Genomic DNA, 22,780 nt, shown 5'->3' on the forward strand with positions numbered 1-22,780 from the left:
AAAAACCAAAGATTTTTCCAAACCGGCCTTTATTATGGAGACTTATGTCACAGCCTCCTATTATTTCGTATAAACACGTGTCGCAAGTTAAATTTTTCCAACAAATCCCGAATTATTCATAGCAAAGAACGTGCTATATTTACAATTCCTATTAGATTCAAATTTTACTGAATTATGCCACGCTTTTTTTCTTGTGTCGAAAAATTAATCGAAACGCGCAAAAGAGACACAGACTCCCTCAGGCACAGGGATATCTTTTTGAAGTAGAGTAAGTGAACCATCTGTACTGGAACGTTCAAAAAGTGTAGCATTGTCGGTGTTTTGGTTAGTGACAACCAGAAATTTTTCAGTTGAATCTAGTGCAAAATCACGTGGAAATTCACCTTCTGTTGATGTGTAGCCAGAATGACTGAGTGTGAAATCAGGATTGACTTTGAACGCAGCAATTGTATTGTGACCACGATTAGAGACATAGACGAATTTACCATCAGATGAAATACGAACTGCTGCAACCCCGTTATGAGCGGTATCAAATGTCTCGGGAATCGTTGCAAGTGTCTGAAGTAAATCAAATTTGCCAGTGTGACTGTCGTAAGACAACGTAGATATGTGGTTGCTGAGTTCACCAACAAGATAAGCAAATTTACCATTTGGATGGAAAACGATATGACGCGGGGCGAAGCCAGGAGCTGTTTCAAAGGTTGCGACTAAACTTAATTGTCCAGTTGAACTAATATCGTAAGTATAGACCTTATCGGATCCCAAATCACAGACAACCAGACGTTTATCCGGAGTCAAATCAGTAAAATGGATTTTTGCTGTATCTTGTTCTGGTAGTGGACCATGACCAGTATGCTTAACTTCATTAACAGTTGTTAATACACCATCTGAATCGACTTTGTAGACTGTGACTGTACCCTTATGATAGTTCGCAGCAAAGACTAGATGATGCTCATTATCTAGTCCAACATAGCAGGGAGGCGCACCAGCAGCCGTTTGTGTATTGATAAGTTTAGGAGCCGTTTTGCCAGAAAAACTTGCGATGCCACCCAAATCCTTGTCTTTTGCAACGGTAAAGACTTGACCAGCAGAATTACTTTGCAGATAAGTGGGATTATCTAGTTGAATAAATAATTTGGGTGTGGATAATCGTTTTTTATTTTCATCGAGAATTGCTTCATAGATACCTTTAGAAGCTTTTTTAGTGTAAGTACCAAATAGAATTTTTTGAGTCAATATATGTCCTCCTCAGTGTGTTTATTATTTTTTATAAGTATATCATATCTTATAAAAACGGTAACAATTACTTAGTAAAGTTCAGCTACAATGTGATACAATAATTGGTAGAGACAAACACTTAGTGGAGAAGGGGTCAGTAGTATGCTAGAAGCAAAGGTTGTTGAAATCGGACCAGAAGCTATTTCAAAAGACGATCCGTTGATGATTCTTTTTGATGAAACAGCATCAGTCCAATTAAGACGAGTATCTGTGGTACAACATTTTATAAATTCAGATATTAAAAAAAGAGATATTAAAAGTCTGAAAAACATTCAGATTGATGACCAAGTTTATGAAATAAAACATATTGGAGAACTGGTTCAAAGTAATATGGAAATGATTGGTCATGCTACTTTGTTCTTTGCACCAGTTCCTGAAAAACCACAGCATAGCGGAATTTATTTAGAACCATATAAATTACCAAATATCTCTGTTGGAAGTGTTATTAAGTACTACTAGAACTAGACTTGACACAGAATTGAATATAAAAGAAGCATGACTCAAGAGGAGAAATGGGTACGTGTAATTAAAAAGGAAGCTAGGTTAAAGGGTAATCGACCTAGCTTCCTTTTTGTTACATTTTTATTTTTAAAAATACTTGTTAGATATTATCTCCATTGAAAATTGAATTTTTTACGATAACATAATCAACTTTTCTTAATGAATTTAATTCTCGACCACCAGCATAAGAGATTGACGACTGCAAATCCTCACGCATCTCGCGCAATGTGTCGGCAATAGAACCGCGATAAGGAATTAGTACCTTCTTTCCTTCGACGTTCTTGTATTGGCCCTTTTGATATTGTGATGCTGAACCAAAGTATGTCTTAAACTTCTCGCCGTTTTGCTCGATGATTTCACCCGGGCTTTCTTTATGACCAGCGAACAGCGAACCAATCATACACATTGAGGCGCCAAAACGAATCGACTTTGCAATATCGCCATTGTGGCGAATTCCACCATCTGCAATGATTGGTTTACTTGCAGCCTTTCCGCAGAGACGAACTGCAGCTAATTGCCAACCACCAGTACCAAAACCGGTTTTAAGTTTTGTAATGCAAACCTTACCAGGACCAATTCCAACTTTTGTTGCATCGGCACCAGCATTCTCGAGTTCACGAACACCCTCTGGAGTACCGACATTTCCAGCAATTACAAAAGTGCCAGGAAGCTTTTTCTTAATATACTTGATCATTTCAATGACTGTGTCAGAGTGACCGTGGGCAACATCGATAGTGATGTATTCTGGAATGGCTCTGAGTGCAGTTAGTTCATCTATTAATTTGTATTCATTTGATTTCACGCCAACCGAAATTGAAGCAAAAAGCCCTTTGGAATGCATCATCTGTACGAAAGCTGTTCTTTTATTTTCTTCAAAGCGATGCATGATATAAAAATAACCATTTTGAGCTAGCCAGATAGCAAGTGGTTCATCAATTATTGTTTGCATATTTGCTGGGACTACGGGAATTTTGAAAGTCATTGGGCCAAACTTAACAGTGGTGTCAACTTCAGACCGACTTTTAACGATACACTTATTTGGAACTAATTGAATATCTTCATAATCGAATACAGACATTTTTAAAACCTCTCATTCTTTATTGAACACATAATTCGGTGAATACGTTTATCAAAACGACAAACACATTGTAAGTTACAGCAATATGTGATAAAAGTCAAATTGAAAGTAGGAAAAGTATGATGAATATTCGTGTTTTGTTCTGAGAATGACTAAATTCTTAGTACGGGTTATAATCAATATGATGAATTATATTGAGGAGAGTAAGTAAAATGTCAAAAAAAGAGAAAATCAAAAAAACAAATGATGAAAGAATTCTTGATCAGCATCATGTAAAATATCAGGAAGTTTTTTTCAATTGGTTAGAAAAAGGAGCAGATGCGTTAGGTGAGGCTGAAGCCGTAGGGGTGCCACCCAAAAGTATCCTGAAGACTATAGTATTAAAGGGAAGCGATGATGAAAATGATTATCTTGTAGTCTGTTTGCCATTAGAATTTGAAATCGACCTGAAGTTGATCGCTAACCAGCTGAATAAAAAGCAGGTTCATCTCGCAGACAATAAGAAACTAATTAATATTACAGGATATGTTCACGGAGCTAATACACCAATTGGCATAAATATTCGCAAGGGTTTTCCTATTTATTTTGACGAACGTATTAAAGAATACGAAGAAATATCGGTTTCAGCTGGCAAGGTTGGACGTTCAGTTCGTCTAAAGCAAAGTGATTTAGTTGAACTTGTTGCAGGAAAATATTTGAAGGTCCAGTAGAGTAGGGAGACGAACTTGAAAAAAATCGAGAAAAAGTTACATTTTGTTGCACAGAATATTGATATGTTTGTCTGTCCTGTTTGTAGATCGAGTTTTGTAGATACTCAACCTTATAGTGTAATCTGTAAGAATGGTCATAATTTTGATTTTTCAAAAAAGGGAACATTGTATCTCCTGACACATCAAATAACAAGCGACTATGATGACGATAGGATGTGGAATTCGCGAGCAAAAATTCAGACGGCTGGTTTTTTCGAGCCAATTGCGGAAAAAATAACATCAATTATTGGTACTGAAGAAAGACAGCGAATATTAGATGTTGGATGTGGTGAGGGATCAACACTTTCGTACATTGAAAACAGGCGGCAGAATAGTGAAGATGTAATGATAGGTTTTGATATTTCAAAACGAGCAATAAATCTAGCAGCTAAACGAGAAAGTAACGCATTTTATTGTATCGCGGATCTGGCAAAACTTCCTTTTAACGAGGGTGTTTTCGATGTTGTCATTGATATGTTTTCACCTTCATCATACAGTGAGTTTAAGCGGGTACTTGCTCCAGGCGGTTCACTGATTAAAATTATTCCTAATAGTAATTATTTAATTGAATTACGGCATCTTCTATACGACGAAGGCGACAAGAACTATTCATATAGTAATCATGATGTATTAGAATTATTTAGGGAGAACTATCCGACTGCAAAAGTCGAACAACTTAGGTATTCCTTCAATTTAACGCCAGAATTATTTGAAAACCTTGTGTATATGACTCCTCTTCATTGGGGAGCAGACTCCGAGAAACTTGAACAGGCTCTGAGCAACAAATTGGATGAGATAACTATCGATGTTTCGGTTTTAGTTGTTAAAAGCTAATAAAAATTAATTTTTTTGTAAGAAAACCTTGAAAACTTAATAAGGGCATGGTAATATAATTTCAAGAAATCGGTTTTTAGTGATTATCGATTTTCATTGTTAGTCATTACATAATTGTACTTCATTTAACGTAACTGTTCGCCGTGCCCACACCGAACAGTTACGCTTTTTTTATTGTAAATTTTTGTGAATGGAGACCTATCTAAAATGACAAATCATATTGTTTTATTCGAACCATTAATGCCAGCAAATACGGGTAATATTGCGCGAACGTGTGCTGGAACAAATACAGAACTGCATCTAATTGAGCCGCTTGGATTTTCAACTGATGATAAATATCTTAAAAGAGCTGGTCTTGATTATTGGGACAAGGTCAAGATTACTTATCATAAAAATCTACCAGCTTTTATGGACTCTCTGGGTGAAAATGATGAACTGTATCTAGTTTCAAAATTTGCAACTAGGTCATACGCTCAAGCAGATTATTCTGACACAAACAAGAACCACTATTTTTTGTTTGGAAAAGAGACGACAGGGTTGCCTGAACCATTTATGCGTGCAAATATGGAGAAATGTATTCGTATCCCGCAAAACGATAAAAATATCAGAGCCTTAAATTTATCCAATAGTGCAGCAATTGTAATTTTTGAAGTTTTAAGGCAGCAAAACTTTCCTGATTTAGAGCAAACACATCTTTATGAGAATGACAAATTGAAGTAGACAATATCTGAGCATTTGTTATGTTAGAATTGAGTCAGATATATATCGAGGTGAAAAAGGTGGCACAGAGAAAAAGAAAACCAAGTATCAAGGCTAAAAAGAGAGAGTCCAATAGGATTTGTGGAGCCTTTTTTATTTTCTTTGGTGTGTTTGGAATTTTTAAATTGGGATTTCTAGGAATATTGTGCTTGAATCTTTTCCGTATTTTTCTAGGAGATGTAGCAGTAATCGGCTTGGCTGCACTTGTTGTACTTGGAGCCTATCTTCTAGTTTCTGGAACTGAGCCAAAGCTAAAGAAAAATTGGGTTTGGGGATTAAGCGGTCTTATATTGTCCTTACTGTTGGTATTGCATGCGATGTTGTTTGGCAAGCTTGATTTGCATTCTCATTTCATTAATATTACGTGGCAGTATCTCCAAAATGACCTAGTAGCTGGTGATATTGGGACGAGTGTAGGCGGGGGAATGCTGGGTGCATTTTTCTATGCTCCAGCTTATTTTCTATTTTCGCAGGTAGGGACTTATATATTCGGTTCGGTCCTTGCCGTCCTTAGTTTGTGCGTTTTTTTTGAAGTATCGTTTACTAAGGTTTTACAGGTAATTGGAGTTACTGCTAACTACTTCATAAGGGGCTGTAGTGTTGTATTAAGAAAACTGTTTGAAACAGTTAAAAGTGGTTATATCAAGATAAAAAAGCATAATAAGGAATCACATGAACAAAAAATTGTAAAAAAACAAAAGGAACTTGCGCAGCAGAAACAACAGATTGTTGCAGATAATACTCAACAGGAACAGATAAAAGAGCAGGAACATGTTACTGAGACAGAATTTGTCAAAACTAATAGTTGGAATACAGAAAAAAATGAGACTAATGAGGCTGAAGAGTCAACTGGTAAGAGTACTAGAGATGATAGTAGTGGCGAAGTACTTATTACCGGAAATTCAGTGAATCCAGACTATAAGTTACCAGGTACAGAGTTGCTGCAAGAAGTTGCAGCAGAAGATCAAAGCGATGAGTATAAGAAAATTGAGCATAATACTAAGGTTCTTAAGGAGACATTCAAAAGCTTTGGTGTTGATGTCGAGATAAAAAAAGCGATCTTAGGTCCCTCTGTTACCAAATATGAGTTACATCCTGCAATTGGTGTGAAAGTTAGCAAAATTGTTGGATTGACGGATGATTTGGCCTTAGCGCTAGCAGCTAAAGACATTAGGATTGAAGCACCGATTCCTGGCAAGTCACTGATTGGTATTGAAGTCCCTAATCAGAAAGTATCAACCGTCTCATTCAGAAGTATAATTGAGGAACAAAAGAGACAACATTCTAAATTATTAGAGGTGCCTCTAGGAAGGGATATTGCAGGTAATCTTGTTACAGCTGACTTAGGCAAAATGCCCCATTTGTTGATTGCAGGCTCTACTGGTAGCGGAAAGTCGGTTGCAATTAATGGAATTATTACAAGTTTATTAATGAACTGTCCACCGCATTTAGTCAAGTTGATGCTGGTCGATCCAAAGAAAGTTGAATTGGGTGTCTATAATGGGATTCCCCACTTGTTGACACCTGTTGTGACAAATCCTAAAAAAGCTGCAAAGGCTCTAAATAAGTTGGTTGAGGAAATGGAACGCCGCTATGAGCTCTTTGCAAACACGGGTCAGAGAAACATTGCTGGGTATAATGAGATGGTAGAACGGCAAAATAAGGAAATGAAGACAGCTGAACAACTGTTGCCTTATATTGTAATCGTGGTTGATGAATTGTCTGACTTGATGATGGTAGCTTCAAATGAAGTTGAGGATGCGATTATTAGGTTGGCACAAATGGCACGTGCTGCTGGAATTCATATGATTTTAGCGACTCAGCGCCCTTCAGTCGATGTTATTACTGGTTTGATAAAAGCAAATGTTCCTTCACGGATGGCTTTTGCGGTTTCAAGTGGTACTGACTCACGAACAATTATTGATTCAAATGGTGCAGAAAAATTATTAGGCCGAGGAGATATGTTGTTTCTTCCAATGGGACTTAATAAACCAATCAGGGTTCAAGGTGCATTTATTTCTGATCAAGATGTGGCAAACATAGTGGCTTTTGTAAAAGAACAACAGCCAGCGGAGTATGATGAATCGTTAATTGTCTCAGATGAAGAAACACAGCAAAATCAGCCTGATGATGCAGAAGATGAATTGTTTGAGGATGCAGTTAAGTTAATTGCAAGAGAACAGTCATGCAGCATTTCAATGCTTCAGCGCCGTTTTAGGATCGGATATAATCGCGCCGCTAGACTTGTAGATGAGTTGGAGGCACATGGTATGATCGGCCCATCTGAGGGCAGCAAACCTCGTAAAGTGTTTGTTCAAAGAGATGATGATTCAACAATGGAAGAATAGCAAGTTAAAAAGGTATACAAAGAACAAGATGGCTGGCTATAGATAAGGGATTGCGCTGAAGTATCTTTTGGGCAATCCCTTATTAGTTTGAGATGTGAATGTATGCTGAAAGTCAGATTGTTTTTTGTATTTTTTTCGCTTATTATTAGGTCTATGAATATTTAGGGAGGAAAAATAAGTGCGTATAAGCTTAAATCCGGGTGTTAGTTTATCGTTGATTTCAACCAAACAATTTAAAACAACTAGAATAGCAGTGGATTTGATAACTCCATTGAAGTCTGAATCATTAACCAAGCGCTTGCTTTTAGCTGGTATTTTGGAAAATAGCAGTCAGAAATATCCTAGTCAGAAGATATTATCAGAAGAACTTGCACGGATGTATGGTGCAGGGTTTGGTGTTTCTACAGAAAGAAAGGGAAATATTCATGCGTTAAGCTTTAACTTGGAATGCGTCAATGAACATTTTTTGAATACTAATAGTCAATTATTGGAACAAGGAATCAATTTCTTAAAGGAAATTATTTTTAAACCACTGTTAGATGGTAACCGCTTTGATCCAAAGACTTTTGAGAGACAAAAGGAAGTTCTGGCTGACTATATCGGCTCGGTCAAAGATGACAGACAGTTATTTGCGACACTTGAATTGAATAATGCCTTTTTTGAAGATGACGGGCAAGCGCTTCCTTCATTTGGAGATGTTGAAAGTCTAGCTAGGATTACAAATGAAGAACTATACAAGTATTACGTTGAATGCATTAACAATGATCAAGTCGAGATAATTATTTCAGGTGATGTGACAGTTGAAAAAGCAAAAAAAATAGCTGCTAGTCTTAATTTTTCTGATAGGTATCCTGAGAAAGTACCGTTGTTTTATGTACAACCATTGCAAACTCAGGTTAAGGAACGTGTTCATCATCTTGAAATCAGTCAAGCTAAATTAAATCTTGGATATTCGTTGCCTGTCTATTTTCAAGAAAATAAGTATTACGCTGCCTTAATTTTTAATGACTTGTTTGGTGGACAACCGCTTTCAAAATTGTTTGTCAATGTTCGTGAAAAAGCAAGCTTGGCATATTATGCGAGCAGCTCATATGATAGCTTTCGTGGATTCCTTTCAGTTAAAACTGGGATTGAAGCAAAGAACAAAGACAAGGTTTTACAGATTGTTAACCAACAGCTAGAAGAACTAAGAAATGAAAACTTCACAGAAAAAGAAGTAGAGACTGCAAAAAGATCTTTGATCAACAGTTATTTAAGCCAGTTGGATCATCAGGGTGTTTTACTAAGTCGAGCACTGTTTAATGGCTTATTGAATAAAGAACTACAAGAAAATGAGTGGATTGAGAAAATAAAAAGTGTGACGACCGCTGATATCGCCGCGGTTGCCGGAAAGGCACATTTAGAAGCAGTCAGCTTTTTAGATGGGGAAGTAAAGAATGAAAATAATTGATTATCCTAATTTTGAAGAGAAAGTTTACCAAGAGGTATTACCAAATGGATTGATCGTTAATCTGGTTCCAAAAGTAGGATTTCATAAGACATATGCAAGTTTTACTGTAAATTATGGTTCGGTAGATTCAACGTTTACATCATTGGATGATAATAAGATTATGAACAGGCCAGACGGAGTTGCACATTTTTTGGAACATAAATTGTTTGAGAAACCTGACTATGACGCTTTTGAATTGTTTGGACAGTTAGGTGCAGATTCAAATGCATTTACTTCATATACAAAAACGAGTTACCTTTTTTCAACTGTTGAGAATGTCAGGAAATGTCTTGATACCTTGCTTGATTTTGTGCAATTTCCATATTTTACGAAGGAATCAGTTGAGAAGGAAAAGGGAATAATTACCCAGGAAATCATGATGTATAATGATGACTATAATTGGCGATTATATAGTGGGATAGTTGAAAATTTGTATCCACACAGTCCTTTAAGCAAAGACATAGCAGGCACTGTAGAGTCGATTCAAAATATCTCAAGCAAAGACTTGTATGATTGTTATCAGACTTTCTATCAACCTAGTAATATGGATTTGTTTGTGGTGGGTGCAATTAATCCAAATGAGGTAATCAGATGGGTTGAGGAAAATCAAAGTAAAAAGCAATTTCCTAGTGCTCCCCAGATTATGCACAGTAAGACAATGATAAATGATAAATATGACATTATTCCTCATCGCACACTCAGGGTTGACACAAGTCGGCCAAAAGTTGCGGTTGGAATTCGCGGGAATATAGAATTACCGGCCGGTAAAATGGGATTAAAGTATAAAATTGCTTTAAATATTGGGATGTACTTGTTGATGGGTGAATCTTCAGAGGCATACAATAAACTATATAATGAAGGCTTAATTGATGATAGTTTTGATTACGATATTTCAGTTGGCCGAGGATATCATTTTTGTGTTATAAGTGGTGAAACAAGTAACGCAGAAAAACTTATTATGAAAGTGATGGAACTGTTAAAGACTGCTAATGAAGCAATTGGCGGCCAGAGAGCAGAATTTATACTGGCAAAGAAGGAATTTATTGGCAGACAAATTCAGTCAATGAATTCACTTGAGGGAATTGCAAATCGACATGAAGGAAAATTATTTGATGGAGCGCTGAGCTTTGATGCAGTTAAAATTTTGGAAGAGCTGGAAATGAAAGATATTCTGCAGGCAGTTGGTGAATTCATTGAACCTGATAATATTAGTGTGTATCAAGTCTTACCGAAAGAAGATGTTGATTAATGAAATGGGCATTGGTAGTAGGCGCATCTGGAGATATCGGAGAAAAAATTGCGCTTGATTTGGCAAAAGATGGATGGTCATTGTATTTGCATGCAAACACAGGAATCAACAAGGTAAACAAATTAATTGAAAAGTTAAGATCAGAGCATCAAAAACAGGATTTTTTACAAATTAAAGCAGATTTCAATGATTTGAAACAAGTTGAAGGTATAATGAATCAGCTGTTTTCTTTGGATGCACTGATATTTGCACAAGGGACAACGCACTATGGATTATTTAGCCAAAGTGCGTATGACAACACTGCTGAAATCATTCAGATGCAAGTACTTAGTCCATTGAGACTGATTCAATTATTGGAAGACAAACTTGCAAAAAACGGTTATGGTAGAATTGTTTTTCTAGGTTCAGTATATGGTGGCTCGGGTAGTGCAATGGAGGTTGCTTATAGCACTGCAAAGGGGGCCTTAGCGGCATTTGCAAAAGCCTATAGCAAGGAAGTAGCTTCACTTGGGATCACTGTCAATGTAATTGCGCCAGGTGCGGTTGATACAAAGATGAATTCGTTATTTTCTGATAGTCAAAAAGAAGAAATTGATGAGCAAATTCCGATGGGAAGGTTTGCTTCTGCGGATGAGATCAGCTATTGGGTCAAGGTAGCTTTGGAAGAGCAAGCAGGTTATCTTACGGGGCAGACGATTTATGTAACCGGTGGTTGGTTGAAATAAGTAATTCTTAATTAATATATTTAACTGTCTATGATATACTTAATATAGATTAGATAATTATAGATATAAGCTAATATTGGAGAGTTAAAAATGGTTGAAATTGGAAAAAGTTTACAAGCTGCAAGAATTGAAAAGGGATATACCTTAGATGATTTACAACAGATCACAAAAATTCAAAAGAGATATTTGATTGCAATTGAAGATGAACGTTTTGATGCATTGCCAGGAGATTTTTATGTCAAAGCATTTATTAAGCAATATGCAGAATGTGTTGATGTAGATCCGACAGAATTTTTAAGTGCATTTGAAAGCCAAAAGGCAACTGAAAGTGATGATGCGGTCGAGAAGACTGCAAAAACTCGAAGCGAGGTTACTCGTGAGAGTATCCAGAAATCAAATAAGGTTAATCACTTTTTAGGCTATCTTCCTACCATCATTGTTGTTGCAGTGGTGGTATTGATACTTGGATCTATTTATTATGTTGCATGGAGTAAGCATCAAGAGGATGCGCAGACACAGCAAATTGAGAGCAGTTCGAAGGTTTCTGTTTCTTCACAAAAGGACTCGAAATCGAGTTCGACTTCGAGTGAAAGTAAGAAGTCGTCTTCAAAGAGTTCAAGCAGCTCGAAAACAAAAAAAGAGAAGAGCAGCAAGTCAAAAATTAGTTTAGCATCAAGCAGCGGTTCGAAATTCGTATACACAATGACTAACCCTGCAAGTACAAATACCGTTAAACTTTCAGTTGACGGCAGCAAGGCTTGGAGTGCGGTATCCTCGAATGGGACACAACAATGGCAAGGAACTTTAAGCAGTGGGGAAAGTCATGAAGTTAGTTTACCAAGCGGAACAACAGCGATTACTATTAACTTGGGGAATTCTGGAGCTACTACACTGACAATTAATGGTAAGAAGTTTAATTATAAAAAGGACGATAGTTCTTTGACAGTTAGGACGATTACAATTAATTTAGAGGACTAGTATTTTAAAGTACTAGTATAAAAAAGGATTGAGAGGACTATTTTCTAATGAATTTACCAAATAAACTTACGGTAATACGTATTATTTTAATTCCAATTTTTATGTTGATTTTGTTACTGCCACTTGACTGGGGAACAGCTTCAGTTGGTGGCACCATGATTCCCACTACACAGATTTTAGGGGCATTAATTTTTGCAGTTGCTTCAATTACAGATTTTGCTGATGGACAAATTGCCCGCAGACAGCATTTAGTAACGAATTTTGGTAAATTTGCCGACCCTCTGGCTGATAAAATGCTTGTGATGACAGCTTTTATTATTTTAGTTTCAATCGGCAAGGTACCTGCATGGGTGGCAGCGATAATTGTTTGTCGTGAGCTTGCCGTTACCGGCTTGCGCCTAATTGTTGTTGAGAATGATGGCAAGGTGATTGCAGCTGCAATGCCTGGAAAAATAAAAACGACGACTCAAATGTTATCAATTATTTTTCTGTTTTTGAATAACATCTTTTTTGCAGCTGTGGGCATTCCGATTGGGGAAATTTTGTTATATATTTGCTTATTCTTTACAGTATATTCAGGTATCGAATATTTTGTGAATAGTAGGGAAATATTTGCAGATTCATTTGATAAATAGTAAATAACAACTAATCCTGTATTGTTGAATACAAAGATTGGTTGTTTTTTTAAAATTTTGCGTATATATAATTTAGTGGGAGGCATTTAATAATGCATGCAGAAATAATCGCGGTTGGAACAGAAATTCTTTTAGGACAGATTGTTAATACTAATGCTACTTTTGTTGCAAAAAGGTTGGCAGATATGGGGATTGATGTTTATTTTGAGTCTGTAGTTGGAGATAATGAGGAACGCCTTTTAGGTGAGGTTAAGAGGGCTGCCTCTAGGAGTGAACTTGTAATCCTGATAGGAGGGCTTGGGCCAACAAAAGATGATTTAACAAAACAAACTGTTGCAGAGTTTTTAGGGAAAGATCTTGTTGAGGATGAGGCAGCAATGGCTAAAATTACGCGCTATTATGCTGAAACTGGAAAAACAATGACTGAAAACAACAAAATACAAGCACTTTATATTCAGGATTCCATTGCTTTAAAAAACGAGACAGGATTTGCAGTAGGAAATTATTTTAAGAACGCAAATGGAACGGATTTTCTGTTGTTGCCTGGTCCACCTAGTGAAATGAAACCAATGTTCGTTCATCAAGCACAGCCAAGACTGCAAGAGACTTATTTTAATGATCACCGATTATTTTCAAGAGTATTACGTTTCTTCGGAATAGGTGAGTCAATGTTGGTTACAAAATTGGCTGATTTAATTGATGGACAATCTAATCCGACAATTGCTCCATATGCAAAAACCAGCGAGGTCACTTTAAGGCTAACGGCAAGTAGCGAAACAGAAGCTGCTGCTACAAAGATGTTAGATGAACTAGAGAACGAGATAGATGAACGTGTTGGCGAATTTATGTATGGATACGGCGACGATAATAGTTTGGTCGCAGTTGTAGTTGAACAGTTAAAAAAGAGGAAACTGACGATTTCAGCTGCAGAGAGTCTTACTGCAGGTAAATTTCAATCTACTTTAGGAAGTGTTCCTGGTGTTTCAACTGTGTTTTATGGTGGGGTAGTCACTTATTCAAACCAAGCTAAAGAACGTTTGTTAGGTGTTTCTCATGAGACCTTAGAAAATGAAGGAGCTGTGAGTGAACAAACGGCCAAAGAAATGGCTGATTCTGTAAGAGAAAAACTTGGCACAGATATTGGAATTTCCTTTACCGGAGTTGCGGGCCCTACAGAACTAGAAGGACAACCAGTTGGAACAGTTTGGATAGGTCTTGCAATGAAAGGCCAAGAAACAACTGCAAAGTTATATCATTTCTCAAGTAATCGTTATTTTATAAGAGAAAGAGCAGCACTGTCTGGTCTAGATTACATAAGAAGGTCTCTTTAATATCGAACTTTTGTTCGCTTTTTGCTTGCTTTTTTTAGAATTAATCTGTATTATAAGACTGTAAAGGATTGTTTATACGGTATTATTAGGAGGAGTAAATTTGGCTGATGAACGACAAGCAGCTCTTGATGCTGCGTTGAAAAAGATAGAAAAGAATTTTGGTAAGGGATCAATTATGCGTATGGGCGAAAAGGCCGATACACAAATTTCAACAGTTTCAAGTGGCTCACTTGCACTTGATGAGGCTCTTGGTGTCGGTGGATATCCTCGTGGGAGAATCGTTGAAGTCTATGGACCTGAAAGTTCAGGTAAAACGACAGTTGCACTTCATGCTGTTGCCGAAGTTCAAAGTAACGGTGGGGTGGCAGCATATATTGATGCTGAGAATGCGTTGGATCCAGCTTATGCAACAAAACTAGGTGTCAATATTGATGAATTGCTCCTTTCACAGCCGGATACTGGTGAACAAGGATTAGAGATTGCGGATGCACTTGTTTCTTCAGGTGCAATTGATATTGTCGTTGTCGATTCTGTTGCAGCTTTGGTTCCCCGTGCTGAAATCGAAGGCGAAATGGGTGATGCTCATGTTGGCTTACAAGCAAGATTGATGTCACAGGCATTACGTAAATTGTCAGGAACTATTAACAAAACAAAAACAATTGCGATTTTTATCAACCAAATTCGTGAAAAAGTCGGAGTTATGTTCGGTAATCCGGAAGTTACACCAGGTGGTCGTGCACTTAAGTTTTATTCGACTGTTCGTCTGGAAGTCAGAAGAGCTGAACAGATAAAAGATGGAACTGAAATTATAGGTAACCGTGTAAAAATAAAAGTTGTAAAGAACAAGGTTGCTCCACCATTTAAACGTGCAGAAGTTGATATTATGTACGGTGAAGGAATTTCAAAAACTGGTGAGCTCGTTGATATGGCAGTTGAAAAGGATATTATTAAGAAAAGTGGTTCTTGGTATTCTTATGGTGAAGATCGAATTGGTCAAGGCAGAGAGAATGCAAAACAATATTTAGCAGATAACCCTGAAGTTATGCATGAAATTATGTTGAAAGTAAGACAGGCATATGGAATTGCAGATGAAGGAGAAGCTGCTGAAGTCTCAACGGAATTACCTCTAGATAGTGAATAAATCAATAAAATCAGAAGGAATTTAATGTATTATCCATTCTTGAATGGATAATATGCTAAATTCCTTTTTTTGCGTAGTTATATGCAAAGTAATAGTTATTACATTAAATAAATATATATTTTTATTTAATATAATAGAATATAATCTATATGAGGGGGGATAATATGGAAAATCAGGGGCTTATGCAACAGGATAATTTAAATTTGGTGCTCTGTGAATTAAAGAAAAAGGAATTATTTTCGTTATTTGAAGAAGCAAGAGTACTTTCAATTTTGGAAAAATCAGTGGTATTGCGGTATAAACGTGGTGAGAGGTTAATATTTGATAGCAACGGGAAACAAAGATTCTTTTTTTTGACACAAGGAATAGTTAATATAAATGTGTATAGCTGCAATGGGGAGGCGGAAGGATCATTCTTTTTGGGGAAGAATGAATTCTTGCCGTTTTCAATGATTTTGAAAAGTACCTTAAAAAATTTTAATCTGGTAGCCTGTACAGATATAACAATTGTAGCAATAACGAAAAATGATTTTGAAGAAATGGTTCATAACGATATTGCAATTGAGAATTTTTTGGATGACAAAAAAAGTAATATTATCGCTGATTTCTTAAAATGTAATATGATAAATTCGTATGTACAACCACAGATGAGAGTTATTTTGATGTTACAACATATGAGTGAAAAATTCGGTATGGTAAATGAATCTTTTGAAAATGTTATTCCTAAGTGGCTAACTCAGGCAAAACTCGCTAAGCTTGCTGGAACTACAAGAGAGACAGTAGGGAAAACCTATAGAATGTTGAGGAATGAAAATTTACTAGTTGGTACAACTGGAAAAGAACGGCTTACGTATACTTTTTTTAGGAAATATAAAGACTATTTATAATGTGGGATAAGATTCGAAGTGATAGACTTTTTTTGCTATAATGAAACCAAAATGAATTTATGAGGTTGATTAATATGAAAAAAGAAGTTAGACAAGCTAAAATTGAACAATTAATCACGCAAAATGAGATTGGTACCCAAGAAGAATTAATGGACGTCCTAGCTCAGGAAGGTATCAAGGCAACTCAAGCAACTATTTCAAGAGATATAAGAGAAATGAGAATTATTAAAGAACCAAATGGGAGTGGACGCATCCGCTATACTATTTTCAAGGGAAACTCACCTTCTGAAGAAGAGAAGATGTATGCTGCAATTTCTGAATCGGTGACAGATGTTACTTTGGTACAAACAATGAACGTTGTACATACATTGCCCAGAACTGCCAATGTTTTATCTGCAATTATTGATGATCTCAAAAAAGAAGAGGTAGTTGGAACGATTGCTGGATATGATACTATTTTGGTTATCAGTAAGGACAAGGAAGATGCTAAAATCATGAATGACTTATTCAATAAATATTTGAGAATTGGAAGATCATGAGAGTAAAGCAATTTTTAATTATTTTTAACGCTTTTGTTTCAAAAATGAGCATTATTTACAAGTATGATAAAATCATAGAAATACTTGTAAAAGGATTGGATTAAAACAATGGGAAATGGTTCTTTTTTAGAAAATTTGTTGAGCAAAGTAAAGTATTTCTCCAAGAAATTGGGTAAATGGTTAAATAAGAAAATTAGAAGGTATCAGTTAATTCGCTGGTTGATCATCGTTTGCTTAGCGTTATTTTTGGTAATGAGTATTTACTTGGTCTTTATTGCTAAGACTGCAAATGTTGGAAATTTGAAAGACGAGTTGGAACAAACAACAGAAATATATGACCACTCAGGTAACAAAGCAGGATATTTGTACTCTCAAAAGGGCACGTGGGTGGATATGGATAATATTTCGTCCAATATTACTGATGCTGTTTTGTCAACTGAAGATCGGAACTTTTATCACGAGTATGGCTTTTCGTTCAAGGGTATTGGACGTGCATCTTTATTGTTATTAAAAAATAAAATATTAGGCAGAAATTATATTAGCGGTGGGGGTAGTACACTCACACAACAATTAGTCAAGAATGCGTTTTTATCGCAAGAACAGACTTTTTCTCGTAAGGCAAAAGAGATTTTTATCTCAATGCAGGTTGAGAATGAGTACAGCAAAAAAGAAATTTTAGAGATGTATTTAAACAGCGCATATTTTGGAAATGGTGTCTGGGGTGTGCAAGATGCTGCAGAAAAATATTTTGGTGTTTCGGCTAAAAATGTTACTGTGGGGCAAGCTGCTACTTTGGCGGGAATGCTTACCAATCCAACGAAATATAATCCGATTGATCATTTAACAAATGCGACAAATCGACGAAATGTTGTTCTTGGGCTAATGGTAGAAAATAATAAGATCACAGAAGCTCAAGCAAAACAGTATAAGCAGATTGCGATGACTGTGCATGACAATTATCAATACGAATCTGGTTATAAGTATCCATATTATTTTGATGCAGTAATTAGTGAGGCAATTAGTAAATATGGATTGAGTGAAACCGAAATTATGAATGGTGGGTATAAAATTTATACTTCATTGAACCAGACATATCAGACAAAAATGCAAAACAGTTTTGCTAACTCAACGTTATTTCCGTACAATGCAAGTGATGGCACTAAGGCACAAGGTTCTTCAATCGCAATTAACCCCAAAACCGGGGGTGTACTAGCACTTGTCGGTGGTAGAGAAGGGTCCCATGTTTTCCGTGGATATAACAGGGCAACACAGTTGATTCGTTCACCTGGCTCTACAATTAAACCGATTGCTGTATATACGCCAGCGTTGGAATCTGGATACCACTATGATTCTATATTGAAAGATAAATTACGATCTTATGGGACAAATAAATATACTCCACACAATATAGATGATGATTATGCGGGTAATATTATGATGTATAAGGCACTTGCTGAAAGTAAGAATGCTGCGACAGTTTGGTTATTGAATAAGATAGGTGTTCAGAATGGATACAATATGGTGAAAAAATTTGGCTTAAATGTTTCAAAGAGTGATGATAATTTGAGTCTTGCATTGGGGGGACTGACTAAAGGTGTGTCTCCATACCAGATGGCTGAAGCGTACACGACATTTGCTAATGGTGGTGTAAAAACTTCACCGTATTTGATTACAAAAATTGTAGATGCCTCTGGAAAAACAATCGTAAATAATAAGGTCTCTTCAAAACGTATAATCAGTAAGAAGACAGCAAACGAAATGACAAGCATGATGATTGATGTATTCAATGATGGAACTGGGGTAAATGCAAAGCCTTATGGTTACACGATTGCTGGTAAAACAGGAACAACAAAAGCAGATTCTGGGACGGCCACAAGTGATAAGGATCATTGGTATATTGGATATACCCCTGATGTTGTTGTAGCGACATGGGTCGGGTTTGACTCAGCAAAGTATAGTCTTGACAATGAAGGCGTTCGTGGAGGGTCTGCATTATTCAAAAATGAAATGGAGAATATTTTGCCATATACTGCCAAAACATCGTTTTCAGTCAAGAGTGCTGCTACTAGGCTTGCGAATACAAAGAGTAGCAGTTCTGCAAACAGCATCTGGAATGGTTTAAAAGATGCAGGAGAAAGTGTTTCAAAGTCCGCCAATAGTCTAAAAGAGAAAGCCAGCGGATTATTTAGTGAAGGAAAAGAAAAAATCCAACAATGGTTTGGAAATTAGCCTACTAAAAATGTGGAGTTCTTGGGAACTAAAATGGTACAATTGGCGTGGATACTAATAAAGGGGGCTATATTGTGATCAATATATATGATTCAGCAAATCAATTAGAAAAAGATTTAAGAAGCACACAGGAATACAAGGATTTGAAGGCTGCGTATGATGTTGTTAAGGCAGATGACAGTGCTTATCAACAATTTAAGGAATTTCAAAAAGCTCAAATTGATTTTCAAAATAAGCAGGTACAGGGAAATATTCAAGAATCCGACCTTAATGATATTAAGGAATTGGGAGAACAAGTTGAGAAGGTCGAAGTGATCATGAATTTGATGAATAAAGAAAGAGCATTAGCACAATTAATTGATGAAATTAATCAAATCATGTTTAAACCAGTAAGCGAGTTATATCAAGGATAAAATTTGAGTACTAACTTAAAACTACGAGCAAGATGTTGGTTGTTCTGAGTAACTTGAAGTTAGGCATAAAATTTTAATTTGTGGAACAAAATTATATGTAATCAACGGAGGGGATAGGACAAAATATAACTTTTGACCCTACCCTTTTTTACTTGTTTGAAATAAGGGGTGATTAATTTGAAATTTATTCATTGTGCAGATTTACATCTAGGCAGTTCCTTTGAAGGCCTAGATGGTATCGATGATTCACAATTGAAAATCTTGATAAATTCTGGAATAGGAGCACTCACAAAAGTGATTGCTGCGGCTGTAGCAGAGAAAGTTGATTTTATAATATTTGCGGGTGATATTTTCGATGGACATCAAATTAATTTATCCTTGCAGCTTAAACTTAAAAATTTGTTTGAAAAACTACAAAATCATAATATTTATGTATTCATAGCGTTCGGAAATCATGATTTTCAAAATTTAGATAAAGTTAATTTTTATTTTCCCGAAAATGTTTATATTTTTCCCAATCAGGTAACAACTAAAAAAATAATAATTGGAAATGATGAAATTGCAGTAACTGGGTTTAGCTATGGTGAACGATGGGTAAAAAGTGAGATTGCGAACTATCCCCAACATCTTGATGTGAAATGGCACATTGGCATGTTGCATGGTGCTGCTGTGGAGGATGATAGTTTACAAAATTATGCACCATTTAGGCTGAATGAATTGTTAAGTAAAAATTATGATTACTGGGCTTTGGGACATATTCACAGTCGACGTATCCTTAATGAAAAGCCACCGATTGTTTATGCTGGTTCGCTTCAGGGTAGAAACAATAAGGAAGTTGGAGCAAAAGGCTTTTACATGGTTGAAGAAAATGATGGGCAGCTTTGTCCTGAGTTTAGGGAAGTCGATGGACTTAAATGGGAAAATATAGATAAGAGCATTTCAGAGATTCGGACGTATGAGAACGTGGAAGCAGAATTAATCCAAGATATAGAGCGCAAAACAAGCGGAAATAATGGATTGACAGTGGCTAGTATTAATTTGAAGATAAATGCAAAAAATACTGAATTGTTGGTAAATCTTCAAAACGAGTATCTTTTGCGTACTTTAAGAAGAAGAGTAGGCAAGGAAGTTTTTATTCGAAAAATAAATTATGAAATATTTACAGGTGACGAAACATCTCATTTAGACCAAGAAATTTTGGAAAAAGTTAAAGATGGTGTGTTTAATGAAGAAGTAATTGGTGATCTACTAGGTAAATTAAAAGATTTTGAATTTATTGATGATCATTTTAAAAATGAAAATGTAATCCAAGAAATTTTAGAAAAAGCAAAGTTAAATTTGATTGAGGATGTTGATGACTATGAAGATTTTAGAAGCTAACATTTACGGATATGGCTGCTTTATTGATCGTCATTTTGATATTTCAAATGATTTTCAAGTTATTACGGGGGAAAATGAGTCCGGCAAATCTACATTCAAGTCATTTGTTAGTTCAATTTTATTTGGATTCCCAACCAAACGAGAAAAAAATGAGAATTATGTACCTAAAAAGGGAAGTATCTATGGTGGTAATTTAGTAGTTTTACAACATGGGCAAAAGTATTTAATTGAGCGTATTAACAGTGATAAGAGCAATAGTTTATCAATAGTCAACAAACAAAATGGTGAAAAAATTCCAGAAAGTTTATTAAAAAAATGGTTATCAGGAATTGATAAGCAGCTATTTAATGAAATCTATGCTGTAAATCAAACTGGTTTACATGCAATTCTGGATTTAAAACCTAATGAACTCGAGAGAAATTTTTACAGTATCGCAACCAGTGGTAGTCAAGAAATCTTTGAGATGCAAAAGAAGTTTTTGAAGGCAGCTGGAGAATTATATAAACCTAATGGCAGAGTCCCTAAAGTTAATGTTATGCTTAAAAACTATGATAGGCAGCAAAAGAACTTACAGCATTTAATTAATAGGGTGGATGAGTCCAAGCAGCTTGAGGAAAAGATCGTCGAACTGCAGGAACAAAATTTGTTATTTCAACAGGAAAAAGGAAAATATGAGCAACAAATATCAGAGCTGCAGCAGTTAATCTCTTCGTGGGATTCATATCAAGAGATGCTGAGTACTTCGAAAATGGTCACAGGTGATAAGGTAAAAATCAAGCTAGCAGTATTTGAAAAAATGCAGCTTCAAAATAATAAAATCAATGCAATTGAAGAGACACTTAACAGTTTAGAAAAACAAATGGCACATGTAAAATCACAATTAGATGAAAAAGATTTTGCAGAATTAGGTTTTTATTTACGAAATAAGGATGATTTTGATAAATTATTTGTGTCATTGAGTTCTTCAAAGAAACAGTCTGAACGAGCGACGGATAATACCGAAATATTAAGTAGGAGAAGCAAAAATTCAAAAAATAGTGAAATTAGTCTGGTATTTCTTGGGATACTTGGAATATCGATTTTGATATTGTTTTTTGTTTCCAACACAGTAGTAAAAAGTATCGGTCTGATAGGTATTATTGCTGGAATATATGGGTTTAGCAAAACGATCAAAAAGGTTTCAGGTAATGAATCTGATAATAGGCCTGAGCAGACTACAAAGCAGAACAATTTTGATTTTTGTAAAGAAGAATTGGGACTTTCCACTGATTATCCAGAGAATTTAAAAAGAATCTTGAATTTTCAAAACCAAATTAAAGAACAGCAGAATCATAGGGATGAATATGAAGCAAAGAAAAGATTTTTGATTCAAGAGCAAAATGATAAACTATCCAAATTAAGACGGGAACAAATCCAACTTGATACCCAGCTCAAAGAATTTGGGTATGATAGCTTTGCAGCTCTGAGGAATACATACTTTCAACAGCAAAATCAGATTGAAACAGAAAGCAGACTGTATGGTTTAAAATCGCAAATTCCAAGCGGCCTAATTGGGAAATTGAAAAGGTATTCGAGCCGAAATGAAATTGAAGAAGAGAAAAGTAATATTAGTAATGAATTTAAGCTGAAAAAGGATGATTATGATAAGAGACTTGAACTCGTAATAAGTTATAAAATTCAATTGGAAAAAATCGGGGATTCAAATGAGATAGCCGTCTTACAGCAGGAGGCAGCAAATCAAAGAGCACAGATTAATACAAAGATTGAAGAATGGTTAGCCTTGTCACTTACGGATAGATGGCTGGATGATTACTTAAGTAAGTTATCAAAGAATAGATTGCCACAGGTGATTAAGCTCGCCACCAATTTTTTTAAAAGATTAACTAGGGGCCATTTTACTAGTATTATTCTAAAAGAAAGCCAATTTATTTTGCAGGCCAGTGATAACCAAAGCTTTAGGGTTACTGAATTATCAAGGGCGACGGCAGAACAATTATATCTATCGCTGAGACTAGCATTCGTGGTTACTTTCAACAAAAAAATTGGGTTACCAATTATAATAGATGACGGATTCGTAAATTTTGACAGAAAGCGCAAATTTCAAATTATTGATTTATTGTTAGAAATCAGTACTGAAACGCAAATATTATGTTTTACAGTCGATATTTCTGCCATATGTGATAAGGTAAGTAACGAAGGAATTTTGGTTATTTAGAAAATAAAAGGGAGGATTAAGT

The 22,780-nt window shown here is 35.8% G+C and carries 20 protein-coding genes; 18 read left to right on the top strand and 2 right to left on the bottom strand.

Annotated features, from left to right (window positions below; translation table 11 throughout):
* Positions 1–204: 204 nt before the first annotated feature.
* Positions 205–1,236, bottom strand: coding sequence for a lactonase family protein (locus IV36_RS02680; protein ID WP_056990670.1), 1,032 nt, complete (start codon positions 1,234–1,236; stop codon positions 205–207).
* A 144-nt stretch (positions 1,237–1,380) separates the two neighbouring features.
* On the opposite strand from IV36_RS02680, the gene IV36_RS02685 reads away from it, so the two are divergent.
* Positions 1,381–1,737: a PTS glucitol/sorbitol transporter subunit IIA gene (locus tag IV36_RS02685; RefSeq protein ID WP_056990671.1), complete on the top strand. Its 357-nt coding sequence runs from the start codon at positions 1,381–1,383 to the stop codon at positions 1,735–1,737.
* 142 nt (positions 1,738–1,879) lie between these two features.
* On the opposite strand, the gene IV36_RS02690 is transcribed toward IV36_RS02685, so the two are convergent.
* The gene (locus IV36_RS02690) at positions 1,880–2,857 is read right to left on the bottom strand and encodes a GMP reductase (protein ID WP_056990672.1); all 978 of its coding nucleotides are present in this window, start codon (positions 2,855–2,857) and stop codon (positions 1,880–1,882) included.
* A gap of 212 nt (positions 2,858–3,069) precedes the next feature.
* Between IV36_RS02690 and IV36_RS02695 the strand changes: the two genes are divergently transcribed.
* The 17 genes from IV36_RS02695 (at position 3,070) to IV36_RS02775 (ending at position 22,758) form a co-directional block, all read left to right on the top strand.
* On the top strand, positions 3,070–3,567 hold the full coding sequence (locus IV36_RS02695; RefSeq protein WP_056990673.1) for a YbaK/EbsC family protein: 498 nt from the start codon (positions 3,070–3,072) through the stop codon (positions 3,565–3,567).
* Between the two features lie 15 nt (positions 3,568–3,582).
* Positions 3,583–4,440, top strand: coding sequence for a methyltransferase domain-containing protein (locus IV36_RS02700; RefSeq protein ID WP_056990674.1), 858 nt, complete (start codon positions 3,583–3,585; stop codon positions 4,438–4,440).
* 207 nt (positions 4,441–4,647) lie between these two features.
* Positions 4,648–5,160 carry a tRNA (uridine(34)/cytosine(34)/5-carboxymethylaminomethyluridine(34)-2'-O)-methyltransferase TrmL gene (trmL, locus tag IV36_RS02705; RefSeq protein WP_056990675.1) on the top strand — a complete coding sequence of 171 codons (513 nt, stop codon included), beginning with the start codon at positions 4,648–4,650 and terminating at the stop codon, positions 5,158–5,160.
* Between the two features lie 59 nt (positions 5,161–5,219).
* Positions 5,220–7,547 (top strand): DNA translocase FtsK, encoded by a 2,328-nt coding sequence (locus tag IV36_RS02710; RefSeq protein WP_156648624.1) that lies wholly within the window; start codon positions 5,220–5,222, stop codon positions 7,545–7,547.
* 178 nt (positions 7,548–7,725) lie between these two features.
* On the top strand, positions 7,726–8,997 hold the full coding sequence (gene yfmF / locus IV36_RS02715) for an EF-P 5-aminopentanol modification-associated protein YfmF (protein ID WP_056990676.1): 1,272 nt from the start codon (positions 7,726–7,728) through the stop codon (positions 8,995–8,997).
* Entirely contained in the window at positions 8,984–10,285 is a 1,302-nt protein-coding gene (yfmH, locus tag IV36_RS02720) for an EF-P 5-aminopentanol modification-associated protein YfmH (protein ID WP_056990677.1), read from the top strand. The genes yfmF and yfmH overlap by 14 nt, the downstream gene beginning before the upstream one ends.
* Complete coding sequence (gene ymfI / locus IV36_RS02725) at positions 10,285–11,010, top strand: elongation factor P 5-aminopentanone reductase (RefSeq protein ID WP_056990678.1); 726 nt, start codon at positions 10,285–10,287, stop codon at positions 11,008–11,010. The genes yfmH and ymfI overlap by 1 nt, the downstream gene beginning before the upstream one ends.
* Positions 11,011–11,100: 90 nt before the next feature.
* The gene (locus IV36_RS02730; protein WP_056990679.1) at positions 11,101–11,988 is read left to right on the top strand and encodes a helix-turn-helix domain-containing protein; all 888 of its coding nucleotides are present in this window, start codon (positions 11,101–11,103) and stop codon (positions 11,986–11,988) included.
* A 47-nt stretch (positions 11,989–12,035) separates the two neighbouring features.
* On the top strand, positions 12,036–12,623 hold the full coding sequence (gene pgsA, locus IV36_RS02735) for a CDP-diacylglycerol--glycerol-3-phosphate 3-phosphatidyltransferase (RefSeq protein WP_056990680.1): 588 nt from the start codon (positions 12,036–12,038) through the stop codon (positions 12,621–12,623).
* Positions 12,624–12,715: 92 nt separating this feature from the next.
* Entirely contained in the window at positions 12,716–13,954 is a 1,239-nt protein-coding gene (locus tag IV36_RS02740) for a competence/damage-inducible protein A (RefSeq protein WP_056990681.1), read from the top strand.
* 100 nt (positions 13,955–14,054) lie between these two features.
* Positions 14,055–15,095 carry a recombinase RecA gene (gene recA, locus IV36_RS02745; protein ID WP_056990682.1) on the top strand — a complete coding sequence of 347 codons (1,041 nt, stop codon included), beginning with the start codon at positions 14,055–14,057 and terminating at the stop codon, positions 15,093–15,095.
* Between the two features lie 164 nt (positions 15,096–15,259).
* A complete protein-coding gene (locus tag IV36_RS02750; RefSeq protein ID WP_056990683.1) occupies positions 15,260–15,982 on the top strand; it encodes a Crp/Fnr family transcriptional regulator in 723 nt (240 codons plus the stop codon).
* Between the two features lie 74 nt (positions 15,983–16,056).
* Entirely contained in the window at positions 16,057–16,521 is a 465-nt protein-coding gene (gene argR, locus IV36_RS02755) for an arginine repressor (RefSeq protein WP_056990684.1), read from the top strand.
* Positions 16,522–16,629: 108 nt separating this feature from the next.
* Positions 16,630–18,750: a PBP1A family penicillin-binding protein gene (locus IV36_RS02760; RefSeq protein WP_056990685.1), complete on the top strand. Its 2,121-nt coding sequence runs from the start codon at positions 16,630–16,632 to the stop codon at positions 18,748–18,750.
* Positions 18,751–18,824: 74 nt separating this feature from the next.
* Positions 18,825–19,163, top strand: coding sequence for a YlbF family regulator (locus tag IV36_RS02765; protein WP_056990686.1), 339 nt, complete (start codon positions 18,825–18,827; stop codon positions 19,161–19,163).
* A 168-nt stretch (positions 19,164–19,331) separates the two neighbouring features.
* Positions 19,332–20,543 (top strand): metallophosphoesterase family protein, encoded by a 1,212-nt coding sequence (locus tag IV36_RS02770; protein WP_235810223.1) that lies wholly within the window; start codon positions 19,332–19,334, stop codon positions 20,541–20,543.
* Positions 20,524–22,758 (top strand): ATP-binding protein, encoded by a 2,235-nt coding sequence (locus tag IV36_RS02775; protein WP_056990688.1) that lies wholly within the window; start codon positions 20,524–20,526, stop codon positions 22,756–22,758. Before IV36_RS02770 ends, IV36_RS02775 begins: the two co-directional genes overlap by 20 nt.
* Positions 22,759–22,780: the final 22 nt, after the last annotated feature.

It is taken from the genome of Liquorilactobacillus mali, assembly GCF_001437155.1.
GTDB lineage: Bacteria > Bacillota > Bacilli > Lactobacillales > Lactobacillaceae > Liquorilactobacillus > Liquorilactobacillus mali_A.

Coding starts and splice junctions, on each gene's coding strand:
- IV36_RS02730 (WP_056990679.1), top strand. CDS start 11,101: ATGGTTGAAATTGGAAAAAGTTTACAAGCTGCAAGAATTGAAAAGGGA.
- trmL (WP_056990675.1), top strand. CDS start 4,648: ATGACAAATCATATTGTTTTATTCGAACCATTAATGCCAGCAAATACG.
- argR (WP_056990684.1), top strand. CDS start 16,057: ATGAAAAAAGAAGTTAGACAAGCTAAAATTGAACAATTAATCACGCAA.
- IV36_RS02750 (WP_056990683.1), top strand. CDS start 15,260: ATGGAAAATCAGGGGCTTATGCAACAGGATAATTTAAATTTGGTGCTC.
- IV36_RS02690 (WP_056990672.1), bottom strand. CDS start 2,857: ATGTCTGTATTCGATTATGAAGATATTCAATTAGTTCCAAATAAGTGT.
- IV36_RS02685 (WP_056990671.1), top strand. CDS start 1,381: ATGCTAGAAGCAAAGGTTGTTGAAATCGGACCAGAAGCTATTTCAAAA.
- IV36_RS02740 (WP_056990681.1), top strand. CDS start 12,716: ATGCATGCAGAAATAATCGCGGTTGGAACAGAAATTCTTTTAGGACAG.
- IV36_RS02775 (WP_056990688.1), top strand. CDS start 20,524: ATGAAGATTTTAGAAGCTAACATTTACGGATATGGCTGCTTTATTGAT.
- yfmH (WP_056990677.1), top strand. CDS start 8,984: ATGAAAATAATTGATTATCCTAATTTTGAAGAGAAAGTTTACCAAGAG.
- IV36_RS02695 (WP_056990673.1), top strand. CDS start 3,070: ATGTCAAAAAAAGAGAAAATCAAAAAAACAAATGATGAAAGAATTCTT.
- ymfI (WP_056990678.1), top strand. CDS start 10,285: ATGAAATGGGCATTGGTAGTAGGCGCATCTGGAGATATCGGAGAAAAA.
- pgsA (WP_056990680.1), top strand. CDS start 12,036: ATGAATTTACCAAATAAACTTACGGTAATACGTATTATTTTAATTCCA.
- IV36_RS02760 (WP_056990685.1), top strand. CDS start 16,630: ATGGGAAATGGTTCTTTTTTAGAAAATTTGTTGAGCAAAGTAAAGTAT.